20 protein-coding genes and 3 riboswitches are annotated in these 26,359 nt (G+C 39.1%); of the genes, 13 read left to right on the top strand and 7 right to left on the bottom strand.

Annotated elements, in window-relative coordinates; genetic code table 11:
- Positions 1-9 precede the first annotated feature (9 nt).
- Entirely contained in the window at positions 10-1,197 is a 1,188-nt protein-coding gene (locus ACFX4E_RS09140; protein WP_377258279.1) for an NRAMP family divalent metal transporter, read from the top strand.
- A gap of 42 nt (positions 1,198-1,239) precedes the next feature.
- Here ACFX4E_RS09140 and trhA read toward each other — a convergent pair whose 3' ends face one another.
- Positions 1,240-1,890 carry a PAQR family membrane homeostasis protein TrhA gene (gene trhA, locus ACFX4E_RS09135; RefSeq protein ID WP_013055671.1) on the bottom strand — a complete coding sequence of 217 codons (651 nt, stop codon included), beginning with the start codon at positions 1,888-1,890 and terminating at the stop codon, positions 1,240-1,242.
- Positions 1,891-2,272: 382 nt separating this feature from the next.
- Between trhA and ACFX4E_RS09130 the strand changes: the two genes are divergently transcribed.
- The 4 genes from ACFX4E_RS09130 to ACFX4E_RS09115 all read left to right on the top strand — a co-directional run bounded on the left by ACFX4E_RS09130 (position 2,273) and on the right by ACFX4E_RS09115 (position 5,750).
- On the top strand, positions 2,273-2,911 hold the full coding sequence (locus ACFX4E_RS09130) for a DUF1643 domain-containing protein (RefSeq protein ID WP_225049547.1): 639 nt from the start codon (positions 2,273-2,275) through the stop codon (positions 2,909-2,911).
- A 101-nt stretch (positions 2,912-3,012) separates the two neighbouring features.
- Positions 3,013-3,432: a hypothetical protein gene (locus tag ACFX4E_RS09125; protein ID WP_377237387.1), complete on the top strand. Its 420-nt coding sequence runs from the start codon at positions 3,013-3,015 to the stop codon at positions 3,430-3,432.
- Positions 3,433-3,896: 464 nt separating this feature from the next.
- On the top strand, positions 3,897-4,550 hold the full coding sequence (bluB, locus tag ACFX4E_RS09120) for a 5,6-dimethylbenzimidazole synthase (protein WP_013055676.1): 654 nt from the start codon (positions 3,897-3,899) through the stop codon (positions 4,548-4,550).
- Positions 4,551-4,718: 168 nt separating this feature from the next.
- Positions 4,719-5,750 carry an AI-2E family transporter gene (locus ACFX4E_RS09115; RefSeq protein ID WP_263034548.1) on the top strand — a complete coding sequence of 344 codons (1,032 nt, stop codon included), beginning with the start codon at positions 4,719-4,721 and terminating at the stop codon, positions 5,748-5,750.
- Here ACFX4E_RS09115 and ACFX4E_RS09110 read toward each other — a convergent pair.
- The gene (locus ACFX4E_RS09110; RefSeq protein ID WP_050691266.1) at positions 5,747-6,625 is read right to left on the bottom strand and encodes a LysR family transcriptional regulator; all 879 of its coding nucleotides are present in this window, start codon (positions 6,623-6,625) and stop codon (positions 5,747-5,749) included. The genes ACFX4E_RS09115 and ACFX4E_RS09110 overlap by 4 nt on opposite strands.
- A gap of 161 nt (positions 6,626-6,786) precedes the next feature.
- On the opposite strand from ACFX4E_RS09110, the gene ACFX4E_RS09105 reads away from it, so the two are divergent.
- The 8 genes from ACFX4E_RS09105 (at position 6,787) to ACFX4E_RS09070 (ending at position 16,766) form a co-directional block, all read left to right on the top strand.
- Positions 6,787-7,767, top strand: a complete 981-nt coding sequence (locus tag ACFX4E_RS09105; protein ID WP_263034546.1) for a zinc-binding dehydrogenase — start codon at positions 6,787-6,789, stop codon at positions 7,765-7,767.
- Between the two features lie 231 nt (positions 7,768-7,998).
- Positions 7,999-8,577, top strand: coding sequence for a DedA family protein (locus ACFX4E_RS09100; RefSeq protein WP_244299990.1), 579 nt, complete (start codon positions 7,999-8,001; stop codon positions 8,575-8,577).
- Positions 8,578-9,093: 516 nt separating this feature from the next.
- On the top strand, positions 9,094-9,990 hold the full coding sequence (locus ACFX4E_RS09095) for a shikimate dehydrogenase (RefSeq protein ID WP_028407672.1): 897 nt from the start codon (positions 9,094-9,096) through the stop codon (positions 9,988-9,990).
- 640 nt (positions 9,991-10,630) lie between these two features.
- Positions 10,631-11,935 (top strand): MFS transporter, encoded by a 1,305-nt coding sequence (locus ACFX4E_RS09090; protein WP_028407673.1) that lies wholly within the window; start codon positions 10,631-10,633, stop codon positions 11,933-11,935.
- A 111-nt stretch (positions 11,936-12,046) separates the two neighbouring features.
- On the top strand, positions 12,047-13,255 hold the full coding sequence (locus ACFX4E_RS09085) for a CaiB/BaiF CoA transferase family protein (RefSeq protein WP_013055684.1): 1,209 nt from the start codon (positions 12,047-12,049) through the stop codon (positions 13,253-13,255).
- Positions 13,255-14,211, top strand: coding sequence for a hydroxymethylglutaryl-CoA lyase (locus tag ACFX4E_RS09080; RefSeq protein WP_263034545.1), 957 nt, complete (start codon positions 13,255-13,257; stop codon positions 14,209-14,211). The genes ACFX4E_RS09085 and ACFX4E_RS09080 overlap by 1 nt, the downstream gene beginning before the upstream one ends.
- A 151-nt stretch (positions 14,212-14,362) precedes the next feature.
- A complete protein-coding gene (locus ACFX4E_RS09075; protein ID WP_028407675.1) occupies positions 14,363-15,811 on the top strand; it encodes an aldehyde dehydrogenase family protein in 1,449 nt (482 codons plus the stop codon).
- 91 nt (positions 15,812-15,902) lie between these two features.
- Complete coding sequence (locus tag ACFX4E_RS09070) at positions 15,903-16,766, top strand: sugar phosphate isomerase/epimerase family protein (protein ID WP_263034544.1); 864 nt, start codon at positions 15,903-15,905, stop codon at positions 16,764-16,766.
- 249 nt (positions 16,767-17,015) lie between these two features.
- Here the strand turns inward: ACFX4E_RS09070 and atzF are convergent, their stop codons facing one another.
- The 5 genes from atzF to ACFX4E_RS09045 form a co-directional block, all read right to left on the bottom strand.
- Positions 17,016-18,770 carry an allophanate hydrolase gene (gene atzF / locus ACFX4E_RS09065; protein WP_377258276.1) on the bottom strand — a complete coding sequence of 585 codons (1,755 nt, stop codon included), beginning with the start codon at positions 18,768-18,770 and terminating at the stop codon, positions 17,016-17,018.
- Positions 18,771-18,784: 14 nt separating this feature from the next.
- Positions 18,785-22,396 carry an urea carboxylase gene (gene uca, locus ACFX4E_RS09060; RefSeq protein ID WP_377258273.1) on the bottom strand — a complete coding sequence of 1,204 codons (3,612 nt, stop codon included), beginning with the start codon at positions 22,394-22,396 and terminating at the stop codon, positions 18,785-18,787.
- A 16-nt stretch (positions 22,397-22,412) separates the two neighbouring features.
- Positions 22,413-23,066, bottom strand: a complete 654-nt coding sequence (locus ACFX4E_RS09055) for an urea amidolyase associated protein UAAP2 (protein ID WP_098433471.1) — start codon at positions 23,064-23,066, stop codon at positions 22,413-22,415.
- A gap of 19 nt (positions 23,067-23,085) precedes the next feature.
- Positions 23,086-23,823, bottom strand: a complete 738-nt coding sequence (locus tag ACFX4E_RS09050) for an urea amidolyase associated protein UAAP1 (RefSeq protein WP_060746595.1) — start codon at positions 23,821-23,823, stop codon at positions 23,086-23,088.
- A 47-nt stretch (positions 23,824-23,870) separates the two neighbouring features.
- Positions 23,871-23,975: riboswitch (guanidine-I (ykkC/yxkD leader) on the bottom strand.
- Positions 23,976-24,099: 124 nt separating this feature from the next.
- Complete coding sequence (locus ACFX4E_RS09045) at positions 24,100-25,449, bottom strand: APC family permease (RefSeq protein WP_377258269.1); 1,350 nt, start codon at positions 25,447-25,449, stop codon at positions 24,100-24,102.
- Between the two features lie 69 nt (positions 25,450-25,518).
- A riboswitch (guanidine-I (ykkC/yxkD leader) is annotated at positions 25,519-25,620 on the bottom strand.
- A 212-nt stretch (positions 25,621-25,832) separates the two neighbouring features.
- A riboswitch (purine riboswitch) is annotated at positions 25,833-25,934 on the top strand.
- Positions 25,935-26,359: the final 425 nt, after the last annotated feature.

The raw sequence follows: 26,359 nt of genomic DNA, 5'->3' as shown, positions 1-26,359 counted from the left end.
GGTGACATCATGAAAAAAGAACGCAACTGGAGCGTGCTGCTCGGAGCAGCATTTTTAATGGCTACTTCAGCAGTGGGGCCAGGTTTTTTAACTCAAACAACGGTCTTTACACAAGCTCTCGCCGCAAGTTTTGGTTTTGTCATTTTACTGTCGATTTTATTAGACATTGGCGTTCAGCTAAACGTATGGCGTATTATTGCCGTTTCAGAAAAAAGAGCACAGGATATCGCTAACAATGTTTTGCCAGGCCTCGGCTTATTTATTGCTATTTTAATTGTAATTGGAGGCTTAGCATTTAATATTGGAAACGTAGGAGGAGCCGGTCTTGGCTTCAATGCGCTATTTGGTATTTCTCCTAAAGCGGGTGCAGTCATTACAGCCATCATTTCTATCGCAATTTTTTTAGTCAAAGAAGCCGGAAAATTAATGGATCGATTTGCTCAATTAATGGGCGGAATATTAATTATTTTAATGGTGTATGTGGCTATTTCGTCCGCTCCCCCAGTAGGAGAAGCAGTCTCCAAATCATTTTGGCCGGAGCACATTGATGTAATGGCGATTGTTACTCTTGTAGGAGGAACGGTAGGAGGATATATTACATTTGCAGGAGGTCACCGTTTATTAGATGCAGGAATTAAAGGAAAAGCCGCGATTCCTGAAGTAACAAGAGGAGCAGTATCTGGTATTACGATTGCTTCGATCATTCGAATTTTTCTATTTTTAGCGACATTAGGTGTGTTGAGTCAAGGGTTAAAACTGAATCCTGACAATCCACCAGCCTCTGTTTTTCAGTTAGCCGCAGGGGATATTGGCTATAAATTATTCGGCGTCGTCATGGCAGCAGCGGCTATCACTTCAGTTATTGGTTCAGCATATACATCGGTTTCCTTTATTAAATCCTTCAGCAAACGGATTGAGAAATATGAAAACTGGATTATCATTGCATTTATTACGATTTCAACCCTGGTTTTCTTGACGATTGGCCAGCCGGTCACTCTGCTTATTTTAGCTGGAGCATTAAACGGGTTAATCTTACCTATTACACTCGGAACAATGCTTATAGCGGCGTATAAAAAGAAGATAGTAGGCGATTACAAGCATCCGACTTGGCTTACCGTTTTTGGCAGTTTTGTGGTCGTTATTATGGCTGTGCTAGGAGTCTATACGCTTGTGACTCAAATGGCCAAACTGTGGTAAGGAATTCTATAACCAATTAAAAAAGGGCCTTCTGGCCCTTTTTTAATTGGTTATAGGCAATACATATAAAATGATTGCTAAAAAGTGGAGTACGGTTCCGCCAAGAACAAACATATGCCAAATCATATGATGAAAACGAAATCCTCGCCATACGTAAAAAACGGCCCCGATTGTATACAACACGCCTCCAACTACGAGAAGGACAATTCCTTGATGGGCAATGTTTTGAGTTAACGAATCCCAAGCAAACACAATCATCCATCCCATAAATACGTAAAGAATAGTGGAAATAAAAAGGAATTTCTTCACAAAAAAAGCTTTGAATACAATTCCTGCAAGAGCGATGCCCCATACAATTCCAAAAAGTGTCCAGCCGGTGGTTCCCTTTACTGCGATAAATAAAAATGGAGTGTACGTACCGGCAATAAACAAATAAATAGAAGAGTGGTCAAATATCTCAAAAAGATCTTTTACCTTACCTTCCGGAAAACTATGGACAAGCGTAGAGGAGACATAGAGAAGCAGCATGGTTACTCCGTAAATAGTAAAACTGATAACATGCCAAGGCGTTCCTTCTAACGAAGAAAGTACGATTAAAAGCGTTAATCCAACAATGCTGAGTACGGCTCCAACGCCGTGTGTAATCGCATTTGCAATTTCTTCTCCTCTTGTAAATGTGTGTGTAGTAGCCATTTACAAAATCCTTTCTTTACACAAATTTATCTTCTATTTTCTCAGAGGATCAGGTTTGAATATACCTGCTGAGAAAAAATCCGTAACTGTCAAAAACATGAGTGAAAAGGTCATTGGTTATTTCTTTATTATAGACCATTCTTTTGATTTTATCTATTTTGACTGGAGGTCCGAAAAGAGGAAAGATGTATATGTGAATGTTCACTAGCTGTAAAAAACATGTATAGAAGAAAAAATGGCTTTTTGAAAAAATGGCAGAAAAGTTGTCATGAAGGCATGATTTTGAAATACATATAAAATAAAACTTTTAACAGTCAAGGTTACGATTACTGCTTAGCTCATTTGCAATAGATAAGTAACAAGATTGTAAGAAGGCAGGGGGATGGAAGCAGTGAAAAAAGAAGTTATTTTTGATGAAACAGGCACATACAAATATTCTCTATTATGCAAATGGAGTGAAGTAAACGAACGTAAACTTACGTTTATCTTGTCATTCCCAGAAAATACGTATGAATACAGCGACGATACAGCTGTATCCAAATGCATAGAACTGGCGCAAAAGTGGGGATTTGGAGTCTTAGAAATCGTTTATTTATTCAGCTATCAAACGGACCATGTTTCGTTTTTACGCATGCTTTCAAAAGAAGAAGCTGTTGGAACAAGAACAGGTGAATATATTCAAAAAGCAGTGGAAGATGCTGAACTGGTTGTGGTAGCTTGGGGTGATCATGGAAGCATTTATAACCGGCAAGAGGAAGTAGAACGCTTTTTGAAACACAAGCCGGTATACTGTTTTGGAAAAACGAAGCAGCAATTTCCTCGCCATATTTTATCCGTCGTGCACCGCACAGAATTACAAAAATACGAAATGCCGGCTAATCGTGAAGAGTCGGAAGAAGTTTCTTCATTTATTGAAGACATAGATCAAAGTTTTGGTGGAGAGGAGTATTCTCCAATTAAACAACTAACAGAAGAAGAACCGCTTATGTTTATTGAAGATATTGCCAGTATGTATCGGTAAAAAGAAGAAGCGAGGTTTATATTCCTCGCTTTTTCGTTAGTATAAAACACCAAGTTTTGTCATATGGTTGTATCAAGAAGCGTGTGTGAAGGGGGAACTTTATGAAGTTGAATGAAGTGTTGCACCGCATCACAACTATTTATAATGAGTTAGAAGAAGAGTGCTTTCAATATATAGGGGCTGTGATCAACGAAAATGCAGAGCTGGATATTTCTCGTCTAGAAGAATTAAGTACGCTGTTAAACTTTGTATATGAATGCGCACAGGATGTATTAGTAGGTTCTATTTTAACAAAATTGGATTATGGACAACCCATTTATCAATTTGCTATGTTAAAGCCTATTTCCCTTGAAGGAAATGAAGATAAGTTAGATATTTTATATGAAGAAAAGGTAAAAGTAGAAAGGGCTATTCTAGATGTGTATACAGCTCAGCGAAAGAAGTTATTGACTGAAGCAGCTGAAGACTTAAAAGAACTTCACTACGAGCTGCAGACATACGTGTATGCTTGCAACATATAAGTGAATCTGTTGAAATGGCAAGGCATATATACAAATAAAAGGGAACATGTTAGGATAAATAAAAAGAACTCCTAATCAAAGAGTTCTTTTTATTGTAAAATATATGATTTTTAACTAGTAAAGCATAAAGACGGTGGTAATGGCAGTTACCCTTTTCTTTGTGCTTTTTTTATCCGATTGTGTTGATGATGCTGCTTACTGCGTTAAAAAAGTTCATAAGTACCTCGTTTAGCATGCAATATGCCCCCTCTCTTACTCAATATGTACAATCAAATTATCCAATTGTGTTAATGATGCTGCTTACTGCGTTAAATAAGTTCATTAAAACGTCGTTGAACATGTTTGCAACCTCCTTTATGATAGATTCATATAGTAATACGAGAAAACATAAAGTTTGGATCACATTTTTTTAATGTTTTTTTAGAAAAATAGTTAAAAAAAGAGTTTAATGGAGGTTGAAGAAGATGAATTCGTTTACAAACGACGAAAAGCAAGCAGTATACAAAGCGATTTATGGAAGAAGAGATGTACGAACATTTTTGTCTGATGAGATTCCGAATGAAACGGTTTATAACATTCTGCAGGCTGCTCACAGCGGACCTTCCGTCGGGTTTATGCAACCTTGGAATTTTATATTAGTATCTGATACAGAAGTGAAAAATAAACTTGCCTGGGCAGCAGATAAAGAGAGAAGAGCACTGGCTATTCATTATGAAGGTGAAAAGAAAGAAGATTTTTTAGAGCTAAAGATTCAAGGATTAAAAGAAGCGCCGTTAACTATTTGCGTAACGTGTGATCCAACAAGAGGGGGCTCTCATGTTCTCGGAAGAAACTCAATTCCAGAAACCGATATGATGTCAACTGCGTGTGCGATTCAAAATATGTGGCTTGCTTCATATGCAGAAGGACTGGCAATGGGGTGGGTAAGTTTTTATAAGAAAAATGATGTACGTGACATTTTACATATTCCTCCTCATATTGATCCTGTAGCGCTTATGTCAATTGGCTATACAGATAAATATCCTGAGAAACCAATCTTAGAACAAGCTAACTGGGAAAAAAGAAGGGATTTAGACAAGCTAATTTATCATAATGTATGGGAAAATGAAAAAGAATAGCGGAGAGAAAATAAAGACATACTAAAAAGCGCCGAAATATAGTAAAATTTGAATATTAAATGATACACTATATATAGCGAAAGCGGATATGAGCGTCTAGCGTATCCGTTTTATTTATATGTATACAAATGACTTGGGAAAAAGAGAGATAGGAGAATTGAAGGTTTCATGAATATTGCAAGAAGTTGGCTTCACAACAAACTTACTATTCGCATCATTACGCTTATTATCATTACAGTTTTACTTGTCAGCATTAGAAGTATGCTTCAGCTGCTGTTATTTACGTTTATTTTCACCTTTTTAATTGGTCGTCTTCAACAAACGTTAAGAAGAAAGCTTCCGCTTAATTCAACGCTTATACTCATCGTCATCTATATCGCACTGATTGGGGCGCTCGGTATTGTAGGATATGTATATATCCCGGTTATTATGACGCAAGTTACTGAGCTTATACAGAAGCTGATGTATTTTTACAAACACCCCCCTGATAATACATTCGTCACCTATATTATCGATAATCTAAAGAGATTCAAATCACCAGAGAATATTCAGCAGAATATTGATTTAGTATACAGCTATTTATCTAATATTGGAAAAGTAAGTGCACAAGTTTTCTTAGCACTCTTGTTAAGCCTATTCTTTTTACTTGAAAAGTCGCGGATTCACCGATTATTTGTCCAACTGGAACAATCTAGGCTGGGCTGGTTTTTCAAAGAAGCTGGCTATTTGGGGAGAAAATTTGTTAATTCCTTCGGCAAGGTAATAGAAGTTCAGTTTATTATCGCTTTTGTGAACAGCATTTTGTCCGTTATTGCGCTGTGGGTGTTAGGGTTTCCTAATTTGCTTGCACTTGGCGTTATGGTCTTTCTACTAGGGCTAGTGCCGGTTCTTGGGGTATTTGTTTCACTCATTCCACTTTGTACAATCGCTTACAGTTTAGGAGGCGGTGTAAAAGTACTATCTGTGTTAATTATGGTGGTAGTGCTTCACGCACTTGAAAGCTATGTATTAAATCCAAAGCTCATGTCATCTAAAACAAACTTGCCAACATTCATTACGTTTATCATTTTAGTGTTTGGTGAACACTTCTTGGGCGTATGGGGGCTAATTCTTGGTATTCCTATTTTTATTTTCTTTTTAGATTTAGTAGGCGTAGATTCAGCCCAGCAACTGTCAAAAAAAGAAACCTCCGCAGACTAGTCTGCAGAGGTTTCTTTTTTTAAGCAGCGTATCGTTTTTTGAATAGTAGGATGATCGCGATGCTTAAGTTTATAAGCAAGAAAGATCTGATTTTTTACTGCTAAATGTTCAAGTTCGATTTTTACTTTTTTTTCTCGAAGCGCTTCTTGAATTAAATAGCGGGGGAGCAGGCTGATTCCCATGTGATGCTGAATGGCTTTTAACACCGTTTGAAGATTTGGAATCACGTGATGAGGCTGAATTTCAGGTCGTTTTTTAAAATGCTGCCGCCAAAAACGTCTAATAATAGGAAGTTCAAGACCATAGCTAATCCACCGCTGGTTGTATAAAAACTCTTCTACGTCTTTACTAGGTGTCATTTCAAAAGAAGGAGGGACGGTTAAGACAAACTCTTCTTCTTCAATGACCGTATATTCAATTCCAGGTATTTGCAATCTTTGGGTTGTAATCGCAATATCAATTTCGTCGCTTTGTATCTTTTCAAGCAAAACAGAAGCAATACCAAACTGGCTGTAGCAGCGGATGCCTGCATCTTTTATTCTTTCTAAAGCTTGTTCGGTAAAATACTCTACGGGAGAACCAATTTTTACGACCGGCAGCGCGTCGGGAGATGAAGCGGTCATTTTTAATTCAATTGAAGCAGCTTCTAGACTTTCAATTAACGGGACAATACGCGTGTACAGTTCTTTACCTTTTTCTGTTGGAATCATTTTTCTCGGTGCACGGATAAATAAACCTTCCCCTATTTCAGCTTCTAAAGCAGCTAAGTGCTGACTCATGGCCGGCTGCGTTAAGATCCTCGCTCTGGCTGCTTCAGAAACGGATCGGTATTTGTAAATGCTAATAAAGCTGCGATACCATTCAAAATCAATCATTTATGCTATCCTTTCTTATAAATTTATTTATGGATATCTATTTATTTTCTAATTTGTATTATAGACAAGCTCTCTTTAAAATAAAAATAGTAAGCAAATCATTTTTAGATAAAATAATAAAAGCAACGCTAGGCAAATGATTTAAAAAGGAGAGTTAGACTGTGAAAGCATTATTATTGCAAGATAAAAATAAATGGACAGAAATGAAAGTAGAAGAAATAGAAAAACCTCTTCCAAATAAAGGGGAAGTAGTAGTTGAAGTTCACGCAGTGGGACTTAATCCCGTAGATTATAAAACGGCTACTAATGGAAATCCTTATTGGACATATCCTCACATTCTAGGTTTAGATGTAGCTGGGACAATTGATGAAGTTGGAGAAGGAGTAGTTGACTGGAAAAAAGGAGACCGCGTTGTCTATCACGGGGACTTTATGAAAAAAGGCGGATATGCTGAATATGCGGTTACAACTGCTCATTCAATTTCGCGCATTCCTGATGCTGTTACATTTGAAGAAGCTGCTGCTTTGCCTACGGCAGGTTACACAGCGTATGAAGCACTATTTCGTAAACTTCCAATGAACCATATTCAAACAATCTTAATTCATGGAGGAGCTGGAGGCGTAGGAGGCTTTGGCGTGCAGCTTGCTAAAAACGCTGGAAAAACCGTTTTCTCAACAGCTTCAGCACATAATCATGAGTATGTGAAGTCGTTAGGAGCTGATTATGTAATTGATTATCGCGAGGAAAACGTCGCGGAAAAAGTATTGGAGCTGACAAATGGCCGCGGCGTAGATGCTGTGCTTGACACGGTGAGCGCAAAGAACGCAACGGATTCTTTAGATATGATTGCCTATAGAGGACATTTAGCACATATTGCTGGTGCACCTGATTATACAAAAGTAAAGCCTTTTACAAAGGTGATTTCTTATCATGAAGTAGCTTTAAATGCTGCACACCACATTAATGACATGATTGCGCAAGCGGATTTAGCAAAAATGGGCGATGAGCTTTTAGCATTAGTAGCAGAGAAGAAAGTAGCTCCGATGATTGAGCGCATCATCTCGTTAAAAGAAGTGCCAAGTGCATTAGAAGAGCTTTCAAAACGCCATGTGAAAGGGAAAATCATTGCTAAAGTTAAATAATAGCAGAAAAAAACTCTTTTATTATAACTAATAAAAGAGTTTTTTTCTGCTATTTTCTTTTTTTGCGTTACTTCACTTATGAACTGCATATGATAGAAGATAATCGAATATAGCAAACGGGTGCGTATGAGCTTTTTTTACTAGTAAAATTGCTTTGAAATCGTGAAATTTTGAATAGTTTGAGTTATGATGAAAGAACGTGAAATTTGTATGATTGAAAGGAGAAAAAAGGTGCAAGGGTTTATTGATTTTGTACAAAATTTAGGCATAGTGGGCATCTTTATTGCTACAGCAATCGAAGCTGCGGCAATTCCTTTTCCGTGTACGTTATCGATTTTGCTTATTGGCTCGGTGCTGCAGCTCTCAATATGGAAAATCCTTATTGTTTCAGCTGTTAATACCGTTATTTATATTGCATTCAACTATATTCCGTTCGTTATGGGATACAGGTTTGAATCTATTACCAAGCGCTGGTTTGGTGAAAAAAATATAAAACGTGCCCAAAAATGGTTTCATAAATATGGAAAATGGAGTATTACGATTTCCCGTCCCATCAGTATCGCAAACTATATAACCTATTTGGCAGGTCTTAGTAAAATCAAATCTAGGGACTTTGTTTTATACAGCACCTTAGGCATTTTTCCGTGGTTTGTTTTTTTGCTCTATGTAGGAGGACTTGGAGATATTGAAAAAATCCAAAAATATTTGCATGATGTTGATCGTTTAATATTTGTTACTCTTATAATCGGAGTGATAGTTGGTGCAGGCTGGTGGATGAAAAAAAGAAGAGAAAGCCACGCTCAAGAATAAAGCTATAATAATGGTTATAGCTTTATTTTAATATAAAGAAATTCTTTAAATAAAAAGATTTTTCTGAAAAATAACAAAAAAACATTTTTCCTTTTAAAAAAATGTGATACTATGATACATAAGGTCGCTAAGAGTTGTCTTGGTTCACCCAGTGTTTGCTGCAGTTATTTAATAAAAGAAGACTAGGTATAGGTAAAAGCTTTGTTTCTAGCAATGTTGAGAAATGCTGCCTTGTGAAGGGAGGTAAGAGGTACAGTACGTGTCAAACGTATGTTATTAAAACCGTAAATATGTAAGCGATTTCTTGTTTTTGCATGTGAGTAAAGAAGCTTTGGTTTTGAATGCGGCTTGTTACAGGTCGGTTGAATAGGGAGTATAGCCAAAAATTAGATCGATCTAATTATCTGTATGATATGAATGTGAAATGTGTTTGATCGTAAATGAAAATAAGTTTAAAAAGTACAGGTTAGGTACCACAAGTATTTCTGAAATTTTAATAAAACAGGAGGTAAAATCATGAAAAGCGTAGGGCGTATTAATGGCCAAACTCAGCTCATCGGCCTTTTAGCAACTCCAATTGGACATTCATTGTCACCATCCATGCATAATATGGCCTTTAAAAAACTGGGATTAAATTATGCTTATTTAGCTTTTGAGGTAGGAAATGACTCGTTAGAAGATGCGATTAAAGGGCTGAGAGCGTTAAATGTTAAAGGTTTTAATGTATCCATGCCAAATAAAACAAAAATTCTCCCGTTTCTTGATGAATTAGCAGACAGCGCTAAATTTTCAGGAGCTGTCAATACGGTCGTAAACGATAATGGCGTACTAGTTGGGCATAGCACAGACGGTATGGGCTACATTCGAAATTTAAAAGAGCACGGCGTGGATATTACAGGGAAAAAAATGACGTTGATCGGTTCGGGTGGAGCAGCGACGCCTATTGCTATTCAAGCGGCTTTAGAAGGACTTGAAGAATTAACAATTTTTGCTCGTCACGATGAATTTTATTCAAAAGCTGTAGAAAACGTAAAAATTATTAATGAAGAGATGAAACATGTTTCATGTAAAGCGAAGCTGTATTCTCTTGAGGATACAGACAGGTTAAGAGAAGAAATTAAAACGAGCGATATTTTGACAAATGGAACAGGAGTGGGAATGAAACCGTTAGAAGAATTCAGCATTATTGAAGATATATCAATGCTGCGCCCTGATTTAATTGTAACAGATGTCGTGTATATGCCTATGAGATCAAAACTGTTAGAACAAGCTGAATCAATTGGATGTCACACCATTAACGGAATAGGAATGATGATCTGGCAAGGGGCCATGGCGTTTGAATTGTGGACAGGAAAAGAGATGCCTGTGGAGTATATTAAGGAACAAATGTTTGAACCGAGCTTACAATATTGAAAACTCATATCTTCAAACCTTACTAGAAACTTGTACGAATGAAGTGTCTGTATTTTCTATTTCTTTAACGCAATAAGAGAAATGTTTGTAAAATTAATACAATTATTTCTTGAATTTATTATATCAAAAAAGTGTGTATCTTAATTTTCTAAAAATTAAAAATATATATTGCGCAGGCAAATGTAATTCAGTATACTAAAACTCAAGTTTGAATTGATTTTATATTAGGCTGGGTCAAAAGCAGACGCTTAGCAAAAAAAGGCAGGTGTTACCATGAGAAATTAAAAAAGCAGACGTTGATCATCATGTTCGGATATTTGAGTAGATCATAAAATATACAGCACCATTCCGCAATATGTGAAGAGATTCCCGCTGAAATTAGATCGTTCTAATAAAAATTTATTGGATCGTTCTAATTAGAACTTTCTATTAATCTTTTTAATTCCACTAATAAAATGTTTTTACGAAAGGATAAAAAAATAAGTAAATAGCTAGAGGATTAGGTTTTCAGCATTGCCATCTTTCAACTTTAGTTCAGACAGACTTTATGTAAGCAAACAATTATAAATGGGATCTGAGCAAAGAAATATTCCATAAAAATGAAAGCGCATACTTAAAATCTTATGAGTGAGGGAAAAGAATGAAAAAACATCGTTGGTCGATTGTATTCTTGATTGCGGTTGGTGTAATTGTAAACTATTTTGATCGAATTAATATGTCCATTGCTATGCCGTTGTTACAAAAAGAATTTAACTTGACAGCAGGTCAGATGGGGATTTTCCTATCAGCATTTGCATGGTCTTACGCTTTACTTCAACTTCCTATAGGGCCTTTGCTAGATAAAATAGGCGTAAAATGGGTAACGCGTGTAGCGACCGTGATATGGACAGTAGCTTGTCTTTTAACTGCAGTAGCAAATGGATGGGGGTTAATTATTTTATCTCGGGTGCTGTTAGGAGTTGGAGAAGCACCATTCTTTCCATCCGCTGCCAAAGCAGTTAGCCATTGGGTTCCGCGTCAGGAACGCGGAAAAGCTATCGCAGCTTATGATTCTCAATCCAAACTTTCCAACGCCATCGGGGCGCCTATACTAGCACTAATTGTAACAGAGTGGGGCTGGCGAGGCGGTTTCTTAGCAACTGCTATTCTTAGTTTCATATATGCTATTGTTTATTGGATCTGGTATCGTGAACCTCATGAAGATGAGCGTTTGACGAAAGAAGAATATGACTACATTGTTCAAGGCGGTTCTCAAAGTTCAGAAGAAGTTAAAGGCAGTGCAATGGAGAACATCCGATATTTGCTAACTAAAAGAAAAGTCTGGGCAGTATTCATTGGGTTTGCGGCATACGGCTATTCATGGTTTTTGTTCTTGACTTGGCTTCCTGGATATTTAGCAACAGAAATGAACATGTCTATTTTAAAATCAGGCTGGTACTCGGCTATACCTTGGATTGTAGGTACCATTACTGAAATAGTAATAGGGGGCTGGCTTGTTGATCGTCTTATTAACAAAGGGTATAACCGGACGCGTGTCAGCAAGTTTTTTCTAGTAATAGGTATGGTATTTGGTTTGTCAATTATTGGGGCAGCATTTACTCACAGTGCGAACGTAGCTGTATTTTGGATTTCAACAGCACTTGGAGGTCTTGTTGTCACATCTGCTGTTGCCTACAGCATTCCTACATTTATTGCACCAAAAGGAACGGTAGGAACATTAACGGGACTTTTAACATTCGGGAATAACTCGATGGCTATTGTTGCACCTATTACGACTGGGTTTATTGTTCAGGCCACGGGTTCATTTATGTATGCTTTCCTTTTAGCAGCTGCTTTTTTAGTGATTGGAATTTTAAGCTATACGTTCTTATTAACAGATTTAGACCCGATTGAAAGCAAAGAGTCTATCCTATTAGAAGAAAAAGAGTTAACTTTAGAAAAATAAATAATCTTACTATTTCGACTATTGGTATTCGTTTTTAACATATCAAAGGAAATCTACCAATTAATTATATTAGTTAACCATACAAACAGTTATTACCGGAGGGGATTCAACGTGTTAACCAAAAATTATGGACCTTTAACAGGAGTTCAAATACTAGATATTTCTACTATGATTGCTGCTCCCTTTGGAGCTACTTTACTAGCGGACTTGGGGGCGGAAGTAACCAAAATTGAACTTCCGGGAAAAGGAGATACGCTTCGGACTGTAGGGCCTTGGAAAGGAACTGAACCCTTAAGGTGGCCCGGACTTGCTCGCAATAAAAAGTCCGTTACGCTGGACATTCGATCAGAAGAAGGAGCAGAAATTTTCAAAAAGCTAATTAGTGGCGTAGACATTTTAATTGAAAATTTTCGCCCCGGTACACTGGAAAAATGGAACTTAGGATATGAAGAGCTTAAAAAAGTTAACCCTAAGTTAGTAATGGTGCGCGTATCAGGTTATGGACAAACAGGTCCTTATCGAGAAAAAGCTGGATTCGGTACACCTGGGACAGCATTTAGCGGACATACTTATTTACAAGGATATTCAGATCGTCCACCCGTCAGTCCTTCTTACTCTTTACTAGATTATGTAACGGGCATATATACTGCGTTCGCTTGTGTAAGCGCTATCTATCATAGAGATGTACACGAACAGCCGGAAGGTCAAGTAGTAGAAATGGGATTATATGAATCTATTTTTCGAATGATGGAATTTTTAATCGCTGAATATGATCAAAACGGAAAAGTAAGAGAGAGAAGCCCTGGACTTGCAGGTCACTCAAGCCCTGCAGGCACATATGAAACAAAAGACGGAAAGTTTGTTGTATTAGTATGCAGTACAGACTCTACCTTTGATCGTCTTGCAGAGGCAATGGAAAGAAAAGATATGTTAAAGGATCCGCGATACTATACAAACGTAGAGCGTCTAAAGCATGATCATGAAGTTCAGGAAATTGTGTCAAATTGGATTAAGTCCTTCACTCAAGACGAGCTGCAGGCAAAGTTAGATTCATTTGGTGTGCCGGTTAGTCCTATTTACAGCATTGAAGATATATTTAATGATCCTCAGTATAGAGAACGAGAAAACATTGTAGAAGTAGAGCACCCCCGCCTAGGAAAAATTAAGGTTCCGGGAGTAGTGCCAAAGTTTTCACATACACCAGGAGCAATTCGTCATCGTGCCCCTGAATTGGGAGAACATAATGAAGAAATTCTAGGCGGAAAACTGGGGTTATCAAGTGAAGACTTAGCGGTGTTAAAAGAAAAGGGGGTTATTTAATGAATACTATTCAAAAAATAGAATTACCGGAAAAAGTTATAATCTGTGAAGTGGCCCCAAGGGATGGGTTTCAAGCTGAACACGAGTGGATTCCTACAGAAGAAAAAATATCTATTATTCGTCAGCTAGCCAAGACAGGCATTCAATCAATGGAAATTACATCTTTTGTACACCCAAGAGCGATTCCTCAGTTAAAGGATGCCGAGCAGGTCGTAGAAAGTGTTCAAGATTTAACAAATATCAAATTTCGCGCGTTAGTGCCGAATGTAAAAGGTGCACAGAGAGCCATTGACGCCGGAGTGAAAAAGTTAAAGCTTATGCTTTCAGCTACAGATTCTCACAGCTTATCTAACGCAAATTGTTCTGTAGAAGAAGCCCAAAAAGGTTTTTATCCTATTATCGAATTAGCGGAAAAGCATAACGTTAAAGTAGGAGGCTCAATTTCGGTAGCGTTTGGATGTCCTTATGAAGGAAAAGTTGCTATAGAACGCATTTCTTCTATTGTAGAACGATACAGAATGATGGGTGTCAAAGAAATTTCTTTAGCGGATACAACGGGGATGGCAAACCCTCAGCAAGTGTATCGTATGCTAGGGTTTCTTAAACGAAATTATCCCGGCATTATTTTCTCCATGCATTTGCACAATACGAGAGGAATGGCATTTTCTAATGTAGTGGCTGCTTTGCAGCAGGGTGTTATTCATTTTGATAGTTCTATTATCGGTTTAGGAGGGTGTCCCTACGCTCCAGGCGCCACTGGTAATATAGCTACAGAAGATCTGGTTCATGGATTAAGTGAAATGGGAATCCATACAGGCATTGATCTTAACAAGCTTATTGAAGCAGCAAAAGAGGTGAAGCAAGTAATTGGTCATGACGGTGGAAGCTATATGCTGCAAGCAGGTCCTTGCTCAGAACTTCATGCCAAGCCAAAGGTTCAAGAGAAATTAGTATAACTAAGCCGCGAACATGATAGCCTTTTAGGAGGTGATGGGAGCGTTTAAATTAAAATAAATTAGATCGATCTATTTTTCTCTCATGTAAAAACGTTCAGGCCTTGTTTTATATAAAAGTTTGTTTAATAAAAATGAAAAGTTGGTGCTAAACATGATAGAAACTATTGAAAAAAAATCACAGCCTTATATTAACGGTGGATGGATTATTGAAGATCGAGAAGTTGCTTTAATAAAAAACCCCTATTCTGGAGAAGTCATAGGTGAGCAGCTATTAGCGAATGAAGAAGATGTTGAAAAAGCATTAGCATCAGCCTATGAAGCAAAAAAACATGTCGCCGCCCTTTCTTCTTACCAGCGTTCTAAAATTTTAAAGAAAGCGGCTCTATTACTAGAACAAGAGAAAGAAAAATTTGCTCGACTTATTTCTTTAGAATTAGGAAAGCCTTTGAAAAATACGCTGGACGAAGTGGCCCGTTCAATCGAAACATTGGAACTGTCAGGGGAAGAAGCAAAAAGATTGATTGGCGAAACATTGCCTGGCGACGTTTCAGAACGAGGCGCACAAGCTATTGCATCTACTTTCCGAGTGCCCGTTGGTGTTGTAGCGGCTATCACACCGTTTAACGCCCCTTTAAATCTTGTATGCCATAAAATTGGGCCGGCTTTTGCTGCTGGGAATAGCGTGATTTTAAAGCCGTCTTCGCAAACAACTTTGATTGCAACAGAGCTCTTAAAGCTGCTGCTGCAGGCAGGATTTCCTAAAGATGCTGTAAATATGGTGCTTGGTCGAAGACAAGTTGCACAGCAAATTGTAAAAGATGATCGCGTGAACATTATTTCATTTACAGGTGGAACGGTAGCTAGTAAAAACATTTGTGAGCTAGCTGGAATGAAAAAAGTATTGCTAGAGCTAGGAGGAAATGCTGCAACGATCGTCCATAACGACGCAGATTTAAACCGTGCTGCGGCTATGTGTGCTAAAACCGGATTTAGCAATTCCGGGCAGAGCTGTATCTCTGTTCAGAGAATTTATGTACATCAATCTGTGGTCTCTGAGTTTACCAATCTTTTAAAAGAAGAGGTACTGAAACTTAAAATCGGAGATCCCTCATTGCCTGATACGGATGTGGGATGTGTAGTAGATGTCCATGCAGCTGAGCGAGTGACGAGCTGGATTGATGAGGCTGTACAGTCGGGGGCACAAGTGATATGCGGAGGAGAGCGCCGCGGAGCTACGGTGGAACCTACCGTTCTACTAAATCCTTCTAAAGAAAGTAAAGTTATTTGTGAAGAAGTATTTGGCCCTATTATTAGTATTGTGCCGTACAATACGATTGAAGAAGCTATTGAAGAGACAAATGATTCTGCTTTTGGTCTTCAAGCAGGGATTTTTACGAACAAAATGGATTTGGCTTATAAAGTAGCTCATTCTCTTGAAATGGGCGGTGTAGTTATTAATGGAACATCTAACTTTAGATTAGATCATTGGCCATATGGCGGAGTGAAAAACAGCGGTATTGGCAGAGAAGGTCCACGTTACGCCGTTGAAGAAATGACTGAAACGAAGATGATTGTATTAAGACTGCCTACAGAGAATTAAAATCGAATCAATATGCAGGACGTTTATAAGGATATATCGTCATTTTAATTAGATCGATCTAATTTGTTTGAATAAAGGAGGAATTTATAAAATGTCTAATCAATTTTCTCTTGCGTATCTTACTGTTCTTGGATGTTCGCCGCCTGAAATGACGTATATGGCTGCGAAGGCAGGATATGATTTTGTTAGTTTAAGGCCAATTTACATGGGATTGCCTGGAGAGCCTAACTATGCGTTAGCTGAAAATAAGCAGCTGATGCGAGAAACAAAATCTGCTATGTCAGAAACAGGAGTGAAGCTTCTTGATATAGAGTTAGCGCGTATCTATGAGGGAGTTGATCCAAAACGTTACTTACCTGCAATGGAAGCAGCTGCTGAACTTGGAGGGCGTCACGTCCTTAGCAGCATTTGGACGGACGATCGCAATTTTGGTATCGAATGCTTTGCTGAACTCTGTGATCTAGCTAAGCCTTTTGGGTTAACCATTGAATTAGAATTTGTTCCTATTGCGAGCGTATACAACCTTAAAGGCGCAATGGATGTTCTTCATACGGCTAATCGTGAAAATGCAGGTCTTATGATTGATATCCACCATTTTCATCGATCAGGAGATAAGGTGGAAGATTTGGACGACGTGCCTCGTGAGTGGTTTCGCTATCTTCATCTTTGCAATGCTTCTGCGGAAATTCCAAGTTCAAAGAAGGAGATGACTCGAGTTCTTAGGGAAGAACGATTGTATTTAAATGAAGAAGGTATTGATGTTGCAAGTATTATTAATCGTATCCCGCAGGTTCCTTATTCCATAGAGTTGCCAAATGTAAAACGTGCTAGCGAACTAGGATATGAAGAGTTTGCGCGCCAATGTTTACAAACTGCTAAACAATACTTAGATAAATATCCTCGCAAGAAGTATGTTTCTCATCAAGATCAGCTGCGTTTTCATTCTACACGATAGGTGCTTTGGAGAGTATTGTGCAGCTTGCCTTTTAGGTTTATTTAATTAAAGTACCCCTACTTAGCAAGCTTAAAGTGGGGGTATTCTCTGTTAAAACGGTAAACGTAAGAATCAAGAATAAATATAAAAGTGCCACATCATACATTCACTTTGTCATAATTAATGCTAAGTTCTTATTTTTATATACATTGAAGGTTTGATGAAAAAGAGCTGTTGAGAATGTACTCAACAGCTTAGTAAATAATCGATTTATGAGTAAGTTGAGAGAGCCCGCCAGCTTCTATAAGACGTAATATCCTCCGCATCTTCTGTCGCATGAGCTTCACAAAGAAAACCCGCTACTTCACTGCCGTCTTCAAGAGTGATTTTGCCTAGTCCGAGAGGAGAAGGGATAGAATCGGCAAAAGAGCCGAGTAGTGATAAAGGCATTTCCCAAAGTTCAACTTCAATTTTTTCTCCTTGTTGATGTGTTCGCAACAGCCCCGGTTTTGCTGGAGAAGTAGGTAGTTTAAAAAGCTGGTAATAAGGAGCGGTTTGGACTTTTCGTACGAATGAAGCTCCGTGTTCACGCATTTGAGATTCAAGTGGAAACCCGCGCATATGCAAACCGCAAACAGCTACTAATGTTGTATCTTTTTTTGAATCAACGGTTCGTTCCCCATTTAAAAACAATTCGCTGAGTCCGCAAATGAATTGTTCGCCGTCAAATGTAGAGAAAAATGAAATGCCAAACGGTAAATCAAGATCCGCATCTTGAGATGGAAGAGAGACAGCACACAAGTCGAGTAAGTTACAATGATTTGTAAAACGCCCCATGTCACTGTTTGTTTCAATTGGATTTTCTCTTACTTGTTCTCGCGTCCACGTTCCGCCTGCTGTCGGCATAACAAGAACAGCATTTTTAAGCTGATGATATGCTTTATGTTTAAAGGATTGAAGCTTATGTGAAGCTTGAAATAAAGCAGCAGCATCATATTCTGATTTAGCTCCTGAACGAAGCACTTGCTCGGTTACAGGAAAGGCTGTTTCTTCATGAGAAGTGATAAATTCTCCTAAGTCAGCCCAGCGCTCTGCTACGTAAGGGCCGTCATATAATAAAGCAGCTGCTTCACTTAAATACGAGCCGTCCATGTATTCGATGGGAATAGATAAATCTTCAATCTTTTTCACAGCTTGTTTCCACGCTTTTTCGTACTGCTCAGCAAACGGCCCGTAAAACGAAAGCGGTTCTTTTACCATATAAATTTTTTCAGGAAGGGCCGAAGAAGCCCGAACAACAGAGCGTGACCATGGGTCTCGATCGTCTACTCCTCTAATAATGGAATCTACGAGCAGTACGTCACTCCATTCATGAGCAAAAGCAGTGACGCAGTCCAAGCTTTTACATGCCGGAACTACACCTGCAGATGGCCAAGCTCCAAGGGAAGGTTTGTAGCCGATTAGGCGATTTAAACCAGCTGGAACCCGCCCTGAACCTGCTGTATCGGTGCCTAAAGAAAAAGCAGCATGCCCCCGAGCTACGGATACAGCTGATCCTGAGCTCGATCCGCCGCTAATGAGCTCTGGCTTTAACGCATTCTGCGTTTCGCCATACGGGCTTCGTGTCCCGACCAGTCCTGTAGCAAATTGGTCCAGGTTGGTCTTTCCAAGAGGAATAGCACCTGCATCGATAAGGCGTTGCACAACCGTAGCATGTTCAGAAGGGGTATACGTATATTCTTTACATCCGGCTGTCGTCGGTACATGTGCTACATCGATATTATCTTTAACGGCGAATGGAATTCCCCACAAAGGTAACGCTTCAGGGCCTAGCGTAGCTAAGCGATCTAGATAAGGTTTTAACTCACCGAGTGTGGGAGGGGTAATCCAAATATTCATGTCTTTGTCAGCTTCTACCCGCGCAAGAATTTGATGTACTACATCTTCTGGAGTTAATTCTTTTTTGATATACATATCACGTAACCATTGAACCGAAAATGTTTTAGGCAAGCTCACTGTTTTCATTGTATCCACCGTCCTTAATGAGTAATTGGAGCAAAAGCTTTTATACCGGCAATCAGCTGTCCAGCTTGTACTTCATCGCCGGGTTTCACATGAATAGAACTGATATATCCATCCATAGGTGCTAGCTGCGGAAACTCCATTTTCATGCTTTCTTCGATAATTAACGTATCGCCTTTTTCAACTTTTTGTCCTTCTTCTACAAGAACTTTCCATACGCTTCCCGGCATTGTACAGCGCGCAGCTTCCGTACCTTCGGGCAGTTCTTGTTCCATAATTTCAGTTGTTTCGTGTTCAGAGACGTACTCAGCTAAACCAAGTGCTTTCCAATTTTCTCGTTCTGTTTGAAAAGCAGCCTGCTGGGTATGACGAAAAGCAGCCGTGCTTTTTTCAATAGATGAAAGAAAATTTAAATATTCTCCAAGTTTAAACGTTGTCTCCGTAATATCTGCTTCAAATCTCCCACGAAGGAAATCTTCGCGCAGTTTTAAAAGCTCGTCTGCTTCTACTGGGTAAAATTGAATTTGATCAAAGAAACGAAGAAGCCACGGTTTTCCTGCTTCAAAACTTTCCGTTTGACGAAGTCGGTTCCACATTTGAATCGTGCGTCCCACAAATTGATAGCCGCCAGGACCTTCCATTCCGTATACGCACATATACGCACCGCCAATACCAACTGCATTTTCAGGCGTCCATGTACGGGCAGGGTTGTATTTCGTTGTAACTAAGCGGTGACGAGGGTCTAAAGGCGTAGCAACAGGTGCGCCTAAATATACATCTCCAAGCCCCATTACAAGATAATTAGCTTCAAATACAACTCTTTTAACATCTTCAAGGTGGTTCAGACCGTTTACTCGGCGAATAAATTCTAGATTGCTTGGACACCAGGGTGCATCTGGACGAACGTTTTGCTGATAGCGTTCAATAGCTAATTGAGTTGCAGGGTCATCCCATGAAAGTGGAAGTTTTACAATGCGAGACGGAACTTCCATTTCTTCAAGAGGAGGAAGCGCGCGATCAATAGCTGAAATATGCTGACAAAGTTCAAGAATAGACATCTTTGTTGCATCAATATGAATTTGAAGAGAACGGATACCAGGCGTTAAATCTAGAACCGGTAAATCCTCACGCTTTTGGATAGCTTCCATTAAAGCATGTACTTGGAAGCGAAGCAGCAGATCAAGCTCCATTTCTCCGTATTCCACAAGTATATTCGCATCGCCTGAGCAGCGGACGGAAAATGGGAAGCGTCTATTTTCCGTTTCGTTAATCAGCAGCGGATAATCGCTTTTAAGCGGCTGTGCTACTGGGTTTGTAAGCACAGGAAGTGATGCAGGTGTTCCGATACGCTGTAAAAAATCTTCCTGCGTACACTTGAGTTTTTCAGCTTGTTCAAGGTCAATTAATTTAAACGAAATTTTATCTCCGGGATGAAGCTGTCCTATTTTCCAAAACTCTGCTGAAGCGGTGGTAACAGGGCAAACAAAGCCGCCAAGACTCGGACCGTCTGGGCCAAGTAAAATAGGCATATCTCCCGTTAAGTCTAAGGTGCCGATGGCATATGCGTTATCATGAATATTTGATGGATGCAAACCGGCTTCTCCTCCATCTTCACGGGTCCAAAAAGGAGCGGGACCTATTAACCTAACGCCTGTTCTAGAGCTGTTAAAATGAACTTCCCATTTTGTATCTGTTAGCTGCTGTAAGTACTCTGGCTGTAAAAATTCTTCTGTACAATGAGGTCCTGGAATTACTCCGATTGCCCATTCTTTAGTCATGGCTGGCTGATAGGAAAGGGCAAGTTCATTTTCAACGTGAGAGTGGTCAGAGACACGGAGTACATCTCCAGTACGAAGTGCTCTTCCGCCGTGTCCTCCGAAGCTTCCTAGTGTAAAAGTAGAAGAACTGCCTAATATTTTAGGCATATCAAGTCCGCCGCCAATCAGTAAATACGTACGCATTCCTTCGGTTGCTTCATTAAATGAAAGAATTTGTCCCGGCTTTGCTCTAATGGTCTTATACATAGGAATTTCAGCGCCGTCTAATGTAGCATGCATGTTGGCACCCGTAATGCAAAAAGATACATTGTCTCTAAATTTATAAGAGCCGCCTCGGAGAGTCATTTCAATCCCTGGTGCATCTGGGGAGTTTCCGAGAAGTTTGTTTCCTATGCGAAAAGCAAAAGGATCCATTGGACCGCACGGAGGAACCCCTACGTTCCAGTGCCCGGTGCGCCCCGGGTAATCTTGAACAGTGGACTGAACGCCTCCGTCTAATACTTCGAGTGCTCGTTCGCTTGGATTATATGAGTTAAGCATTTGAGTATACACGTCGCCTGTTTTGCACGCTTTTTCTTCTAACAGTCCCTGCAAGTATTGAAGATTAGTAGTAACGCCGTATAATCTTGTCTCTTTTAAAGCAGCGCTCAATTTTAGAAGAGCTTCTTCTCGTGTTTTTCCATGAACGATAATTTTAGCGAGCATAGGATCATAAAGTGATGTTACAGTAATACCGTCCCGTACCCACGTTTCAACTCGAGCACTTTTAGAGAAAATTGCTTGGTCAATTTGCCCGCCGCTGGGACGAAAATCATTTAAGCAATCTTCTGCATAAATACGAGCTTGGATACTGTGACCTGAAGGCACGGGAAGCAAAGAAGGAAGATTTACTAGCTCATCGCATGCTTCTTTAAGCATCCATTCTACTAAATCAACGTTTAACACTTCTTCTGTAACGCCGTGCTCTACTTGAAGACGAGTATTTACTTCTAAAAAATAAAATTTCTCTGCTTCAGCGTCATAAAGAAACTCTACCGTTCCTGCGCTTCGATATCCGACTTCTTTAGCTAGTCGTGTAGCTGCTTGCAGCATATTTTCCCGTATATATGAAGGGAAGTTTGGAGCTGGGCTTTCTTCAATTACTTTTTGATTTCTTCGTTGAATAGAGCAGTCGCGTTCTCCTAAAGCCACTACTTCTCCAAAAGAATTACCGAAGATTTGAACTTCCACATGGCGAGCTTTTTGAATGTATTTCTCTAAAAAAACACCGCTGTTTTTAAAGTTTGTTTGTGCTAAATGGCAAACTGAGTCAAAAGCTGCTTGAAGAGCTTTTTCATCTTGGCAAACACGCATTCCAATTCCGCCGCCGCCAGCTGTACTTTTTAACATAACGGGATAGCCAATCTCTTCAGCAGCACGTACAGCTTCTGATACATCTGTAATAAGAGGTGTACCGGGAAGCAAAGGCACGTCGGCTTTTTGCGCAATTTCCCGAGCTGAATGTTTTAATCCGAATATTTCCATTTGTTGGGGTGTAGGACCAATAAATACGATTCCTTCAGCCTGACAGCGACGAGCAAATTCCGCGTTTTCACTTAAAAAACCGTAGCCTGGATGAATAGCTTCCGCGCCTGTTTTCTTTGCAATATCTAGAATAAGGTCTTCGTTTAAATAACTTTCTTTGACTGAGCCGCTGCCAATTAAAATGGCTTCATCTGCTTCATCAACGTGCAGGCTGTCTTGATCAGCTTCTGTATAAACAGCGACAGATTTCACTCCTAAATGTCGTAATGTTCGCTCAATTCTAACGGCAATTGCTCCTCGGTTCGCAATTAATACTTTTGTAAACATAGATGAACACTCCTTTTTATAATGAATCCCAAATAACTAAGCGAATAGGGGTAGGGTTATAATCGTTGCACGGATTGTTAAGCTGAGGGCAGTTGCTGATCAATACAAGTGTAGGATTGATAGCTTCCATTTCTACATAGTATCCAGGTGCAGATACCCCGTCATTAAACGTTAATCCGCCGCTTGGCGTCACAGGTACATTCATAAAAAAGTTTACGTTTGGTGCTAAATCTCTTTTGGTGTAGCGGCTATCATATTTTGATAGCTGAAGCATAAATGTATCTCGGCAGTTATGCATCGGAAGCGTGTTATGTGCATAGCGTACGGTGTTGCTTTGTGCCGAACAAGCTCCGCCTAAGGTATCGTGGCGTCCGCACGTGTCAGCAACAATTTTGACTAGTTCTTTGCCAGATTGAGAAAGCAGCACTGTGCCGGTAGATAAATAAATATTTCCTTGATTAGCAATCGTAGATACTGCACTGTAATGATCTTCTAGGTTTTCAGCATCAAAGAATAAAGTATCCGCTGCTTGATTGCCTTCTACATCTATTATTCTAAGCGTTTGGCCGGGTTTAAGCTCGTGCATCCAGCCGTCCCCAGCCAGTACCGTTTCATCATAAATTGCGTTCCCTATTTTTCTGTTGCTTTCCACTCGATTAAATACAGCCATTATAAAGCCTCCTTTATTTTTAAATCGTTGATAGTGTTTTATTTCCAAGCAATAGATCATAAGACCATGTGTTTTCAAACGCTCGTTTATTTTCAGGTCTAAAATTTAAACAGTAGTCGTCTGAGCTTACAGGAGCTGCTTCATCTACGGTTATTTCAATCGGAACAGAAGGGTACGTTCCGCTCGGGTCTAGAGGGTTAGGTGTATTAGACAGTAAAAAAAGCAAATCCATTTCTGTTCTAAGCGTAATAAAATCTCCTTTTTTACAATGAGAAGAAACAAAATTCATATTGCCTTTTTCGTCGCAGTATATTTTTGAAAATAAGTTAAGGTTAGGGACTAAATCCCGTGTTGTTAAACCGTTGCGCAAAAGCTCCATTGAAAAATTTTCTTCGCCATTTCTTCGCCATTCGTTTCGAGATTCTTGATAAGTAGATGCGCCGTATTTTTGATGAGTTAAGCTGCGCGTAGTGTAGCCTGAAATGGTATCATGCCAGCCGGTGGTGTCAGCAGTAATGCTGGCAAATGCTCTGCCGTTGTCACTCATCAGAACGTGTCCTTTTGTTAAGTGAGCAGTGTGCTGAGCTTTTAAGGTATCGGGCATGTTATATCGTTCTGTTAAATCATAAGCGTTGTATAATAGTAGGGAGACATTTGCACCGGATTCTTGTGCGGTAAACGTCACCGATTTTCCTCTTCCAATTCGGCCTGACCATTTTCCACCAGCCGGGATTGTTTGCTTCCATATAGAACTCATAAAATAACCTCCTTAGAATAAAAAAAAGATAAAAGCCTGGGAGAGTAGTCTCCCAGGCTTTTATCCTTCCGTGTTATACAGCGTAGCGCTATATCGCTCTCTCTCGGACCAGTCTTTAACATATGTTAAACGGAACCCTAGACAGCTTTTTTGTTCTTAACGGCTGTAAGAACCTTTATCCATTTGTGGCTTTCGATTAACCGTAGTATAGTACGAGTGAAAATGAGTTGACAAGCAGTTTGTTAGAATACCTGACATAAAAACTGATTTTTCAGTTTATTTTTCGGGGACCGTCACTTTTGAATGATCTCTCTTTACAAAAGGAGCGGACAGTCGAGATTTTACAAATAAATAGAGAAATCCAACAGTAAGCCAGGCGACACCAATCAAAAGAGTGTCTTTGTTTAACAGTGTGAGCAGCCATCCGATAAATGCTGCTCCGATCAAAGGGAAGATTAAATAGAGTATTGTTTCAGTAAACGACCGTTTCTTTAACTTAATATAAAAATGGGCAATGACTGATACATTAACAAATGTAAAGGCGGTTAAGGCACCGAAACTGACAAAAGTGACGGCTGTGTTTAAATCAATGAACATTCCCAAAAACGAAAAAGCGGTAACAAGCAAGATATTCACCACGGGCGTTTTAAACGTTGGATGAATATATGAAAATACCTTTTGAGGCAGTACGGATTCACGGCCTAAAGCATATAAAAAGCGAGTAACGCTTGTGACTGAAGAAACTCCTTGAGTAAAGGTTGCAATAATTAATACCGTAATAAATAGACTGCTTAAAAGATTTCCGCCCACTAATTTTACAAGGGTGTAGGCTGCATTATCAGGGTTAGTAAACGTGAATCCCGGATAGGCAATCTGTGTAAAATACGAGATAGCGATGTACATAACAGCTGCGATACAAACAATAAGAAAAATGGCTTTTGGAATTGTCTTTTCCGGTTGAATCGTTTCTTCCGCCATTGTTGTAACTGCATCAAATCCTAAAAAGCAAAAGCAAATGAGCGCAGCTCCAGAAAAAATAGTCGTAAATGGTATATCTGAAGCCAAAAAAGGATGAAGTGAAAAAAGAGTAGAAGAACTAGCTTGACCTGTTGCAATATCTTTGATGATAAATAAACAAAACAAACTTATAAAGAGAATCTGAACTACAACGGAGATGCCGCTTATACGAGCTACAGATTTAATACCAACAATATTGACTAAAGCTAAGATAATGTTCATGACAATGACCCATACGTATACAGGAATAGAAGGAAATTCCGTATGCATAAAAATACCAAATGTTAAAATAGCGATAATAGGGGAGAAAATATAGTCTAAAAGAAGTGCCCAGCCTACTAAAAAGCCAAGGCGAGGATGTATAGCTTTTTTCGTATACGTAAAAGCAGATCCCGCTATCGGATATGCTTTTACCATTCGGCTATAGCTATATGCGGTAAAAAAGATAGCTGAAAAAGCGATTAAATAAGCAAGGACCATTTGCCCTCCAGCCGCATCGTAGGCTACTCCGTAAACCGTAAAGAAAATCATCGGAGTCATCCAGGCAAGACCCAAAAACACAATTTGATATACCTTTAGCGATTTACTTAACGCTGGTTGGTTGTTCATATAAATCCCTTCTTTCCTCTATTTTTATTTTATAGTAGTAAAAAAGAAAAGCCTGGGAGAATGATGTCATTCTCCCAGGCTTTTATCCCTCCGTGTATACGGACCGTTCCGTACGCTCTCTCTCGGACCAGTCTTTAACATGTGTTAAACGGAACCCTAGATCGCTTTTTTGTCTTCAACAGAGTGAAGACCTTTATAGGTAATGTAAGTAGTTCGAAGTATAAGCAGGATTATAAGAAGATGCAACTACTGTGTTAGATAGTTTAACAAACTTTTTTAAAAAGTAAACTTTTATAAAAGACGAACTATATATAATTTTATTGAAAAGATTATTCGTTTATAGTTGACTTACAGAAAGACCTGTAGTATATTTGTAGACAAGAAAAAGCTAAATACGGTTCACTCATATATGTTTGAGAATATGGCTCAGACGTTTCTACCTTATCACCGTAAATGATAGGACTATGAGTAAAAAGTGAATCTAGGTTCCCATTTTTACGTTAGTAGAAAGTTTGGTCCAAGCGATTCACATATTCATTTTTGAAAAGAAGTGGATATGACACCGAAGGGATAAAAGCCCAGGCGGGTAGGTTTTTGCTCATTGTATTTGAGAGACCTGCCTTTGTTTGGGCTTTTTCTTATGTGTCTATTTACAGTATGAGCGAGTGATGGAAATTTCTTGTTTGTATCTGCATTGCTTTCTGGGGAGAACAGCAATGCAAAGCATGAAATCACTCACTGAAGCTTTATCTGTAAGCCCTCATTTAACCATGGGAAGTACATTCTATCTATTTTCTAGCATTTTTTCTTTGATGAGCAGCGTGGGGACGCTGCTCCTTTTTTTTGTTCTTGCTTTTCTCTCTGTAAATAAAGGTCTCTAAAGAGAAGGTGATTTGCGAAATTTGGCGAA

Source organism: Priestia sp. YIM B13491 (assembly GCF_042787605.1).
GTDB classification, from domain to species: Bacteria; Bacillota; Bacilli; order Bacillales; family Bacillaceae_H; genus Priestia; species Priestia megaterium_E.
Note: the sequence above shows the minus strand (reverse complement) of the source record. Positions and strands in the feature narration are given on the sequence as shown.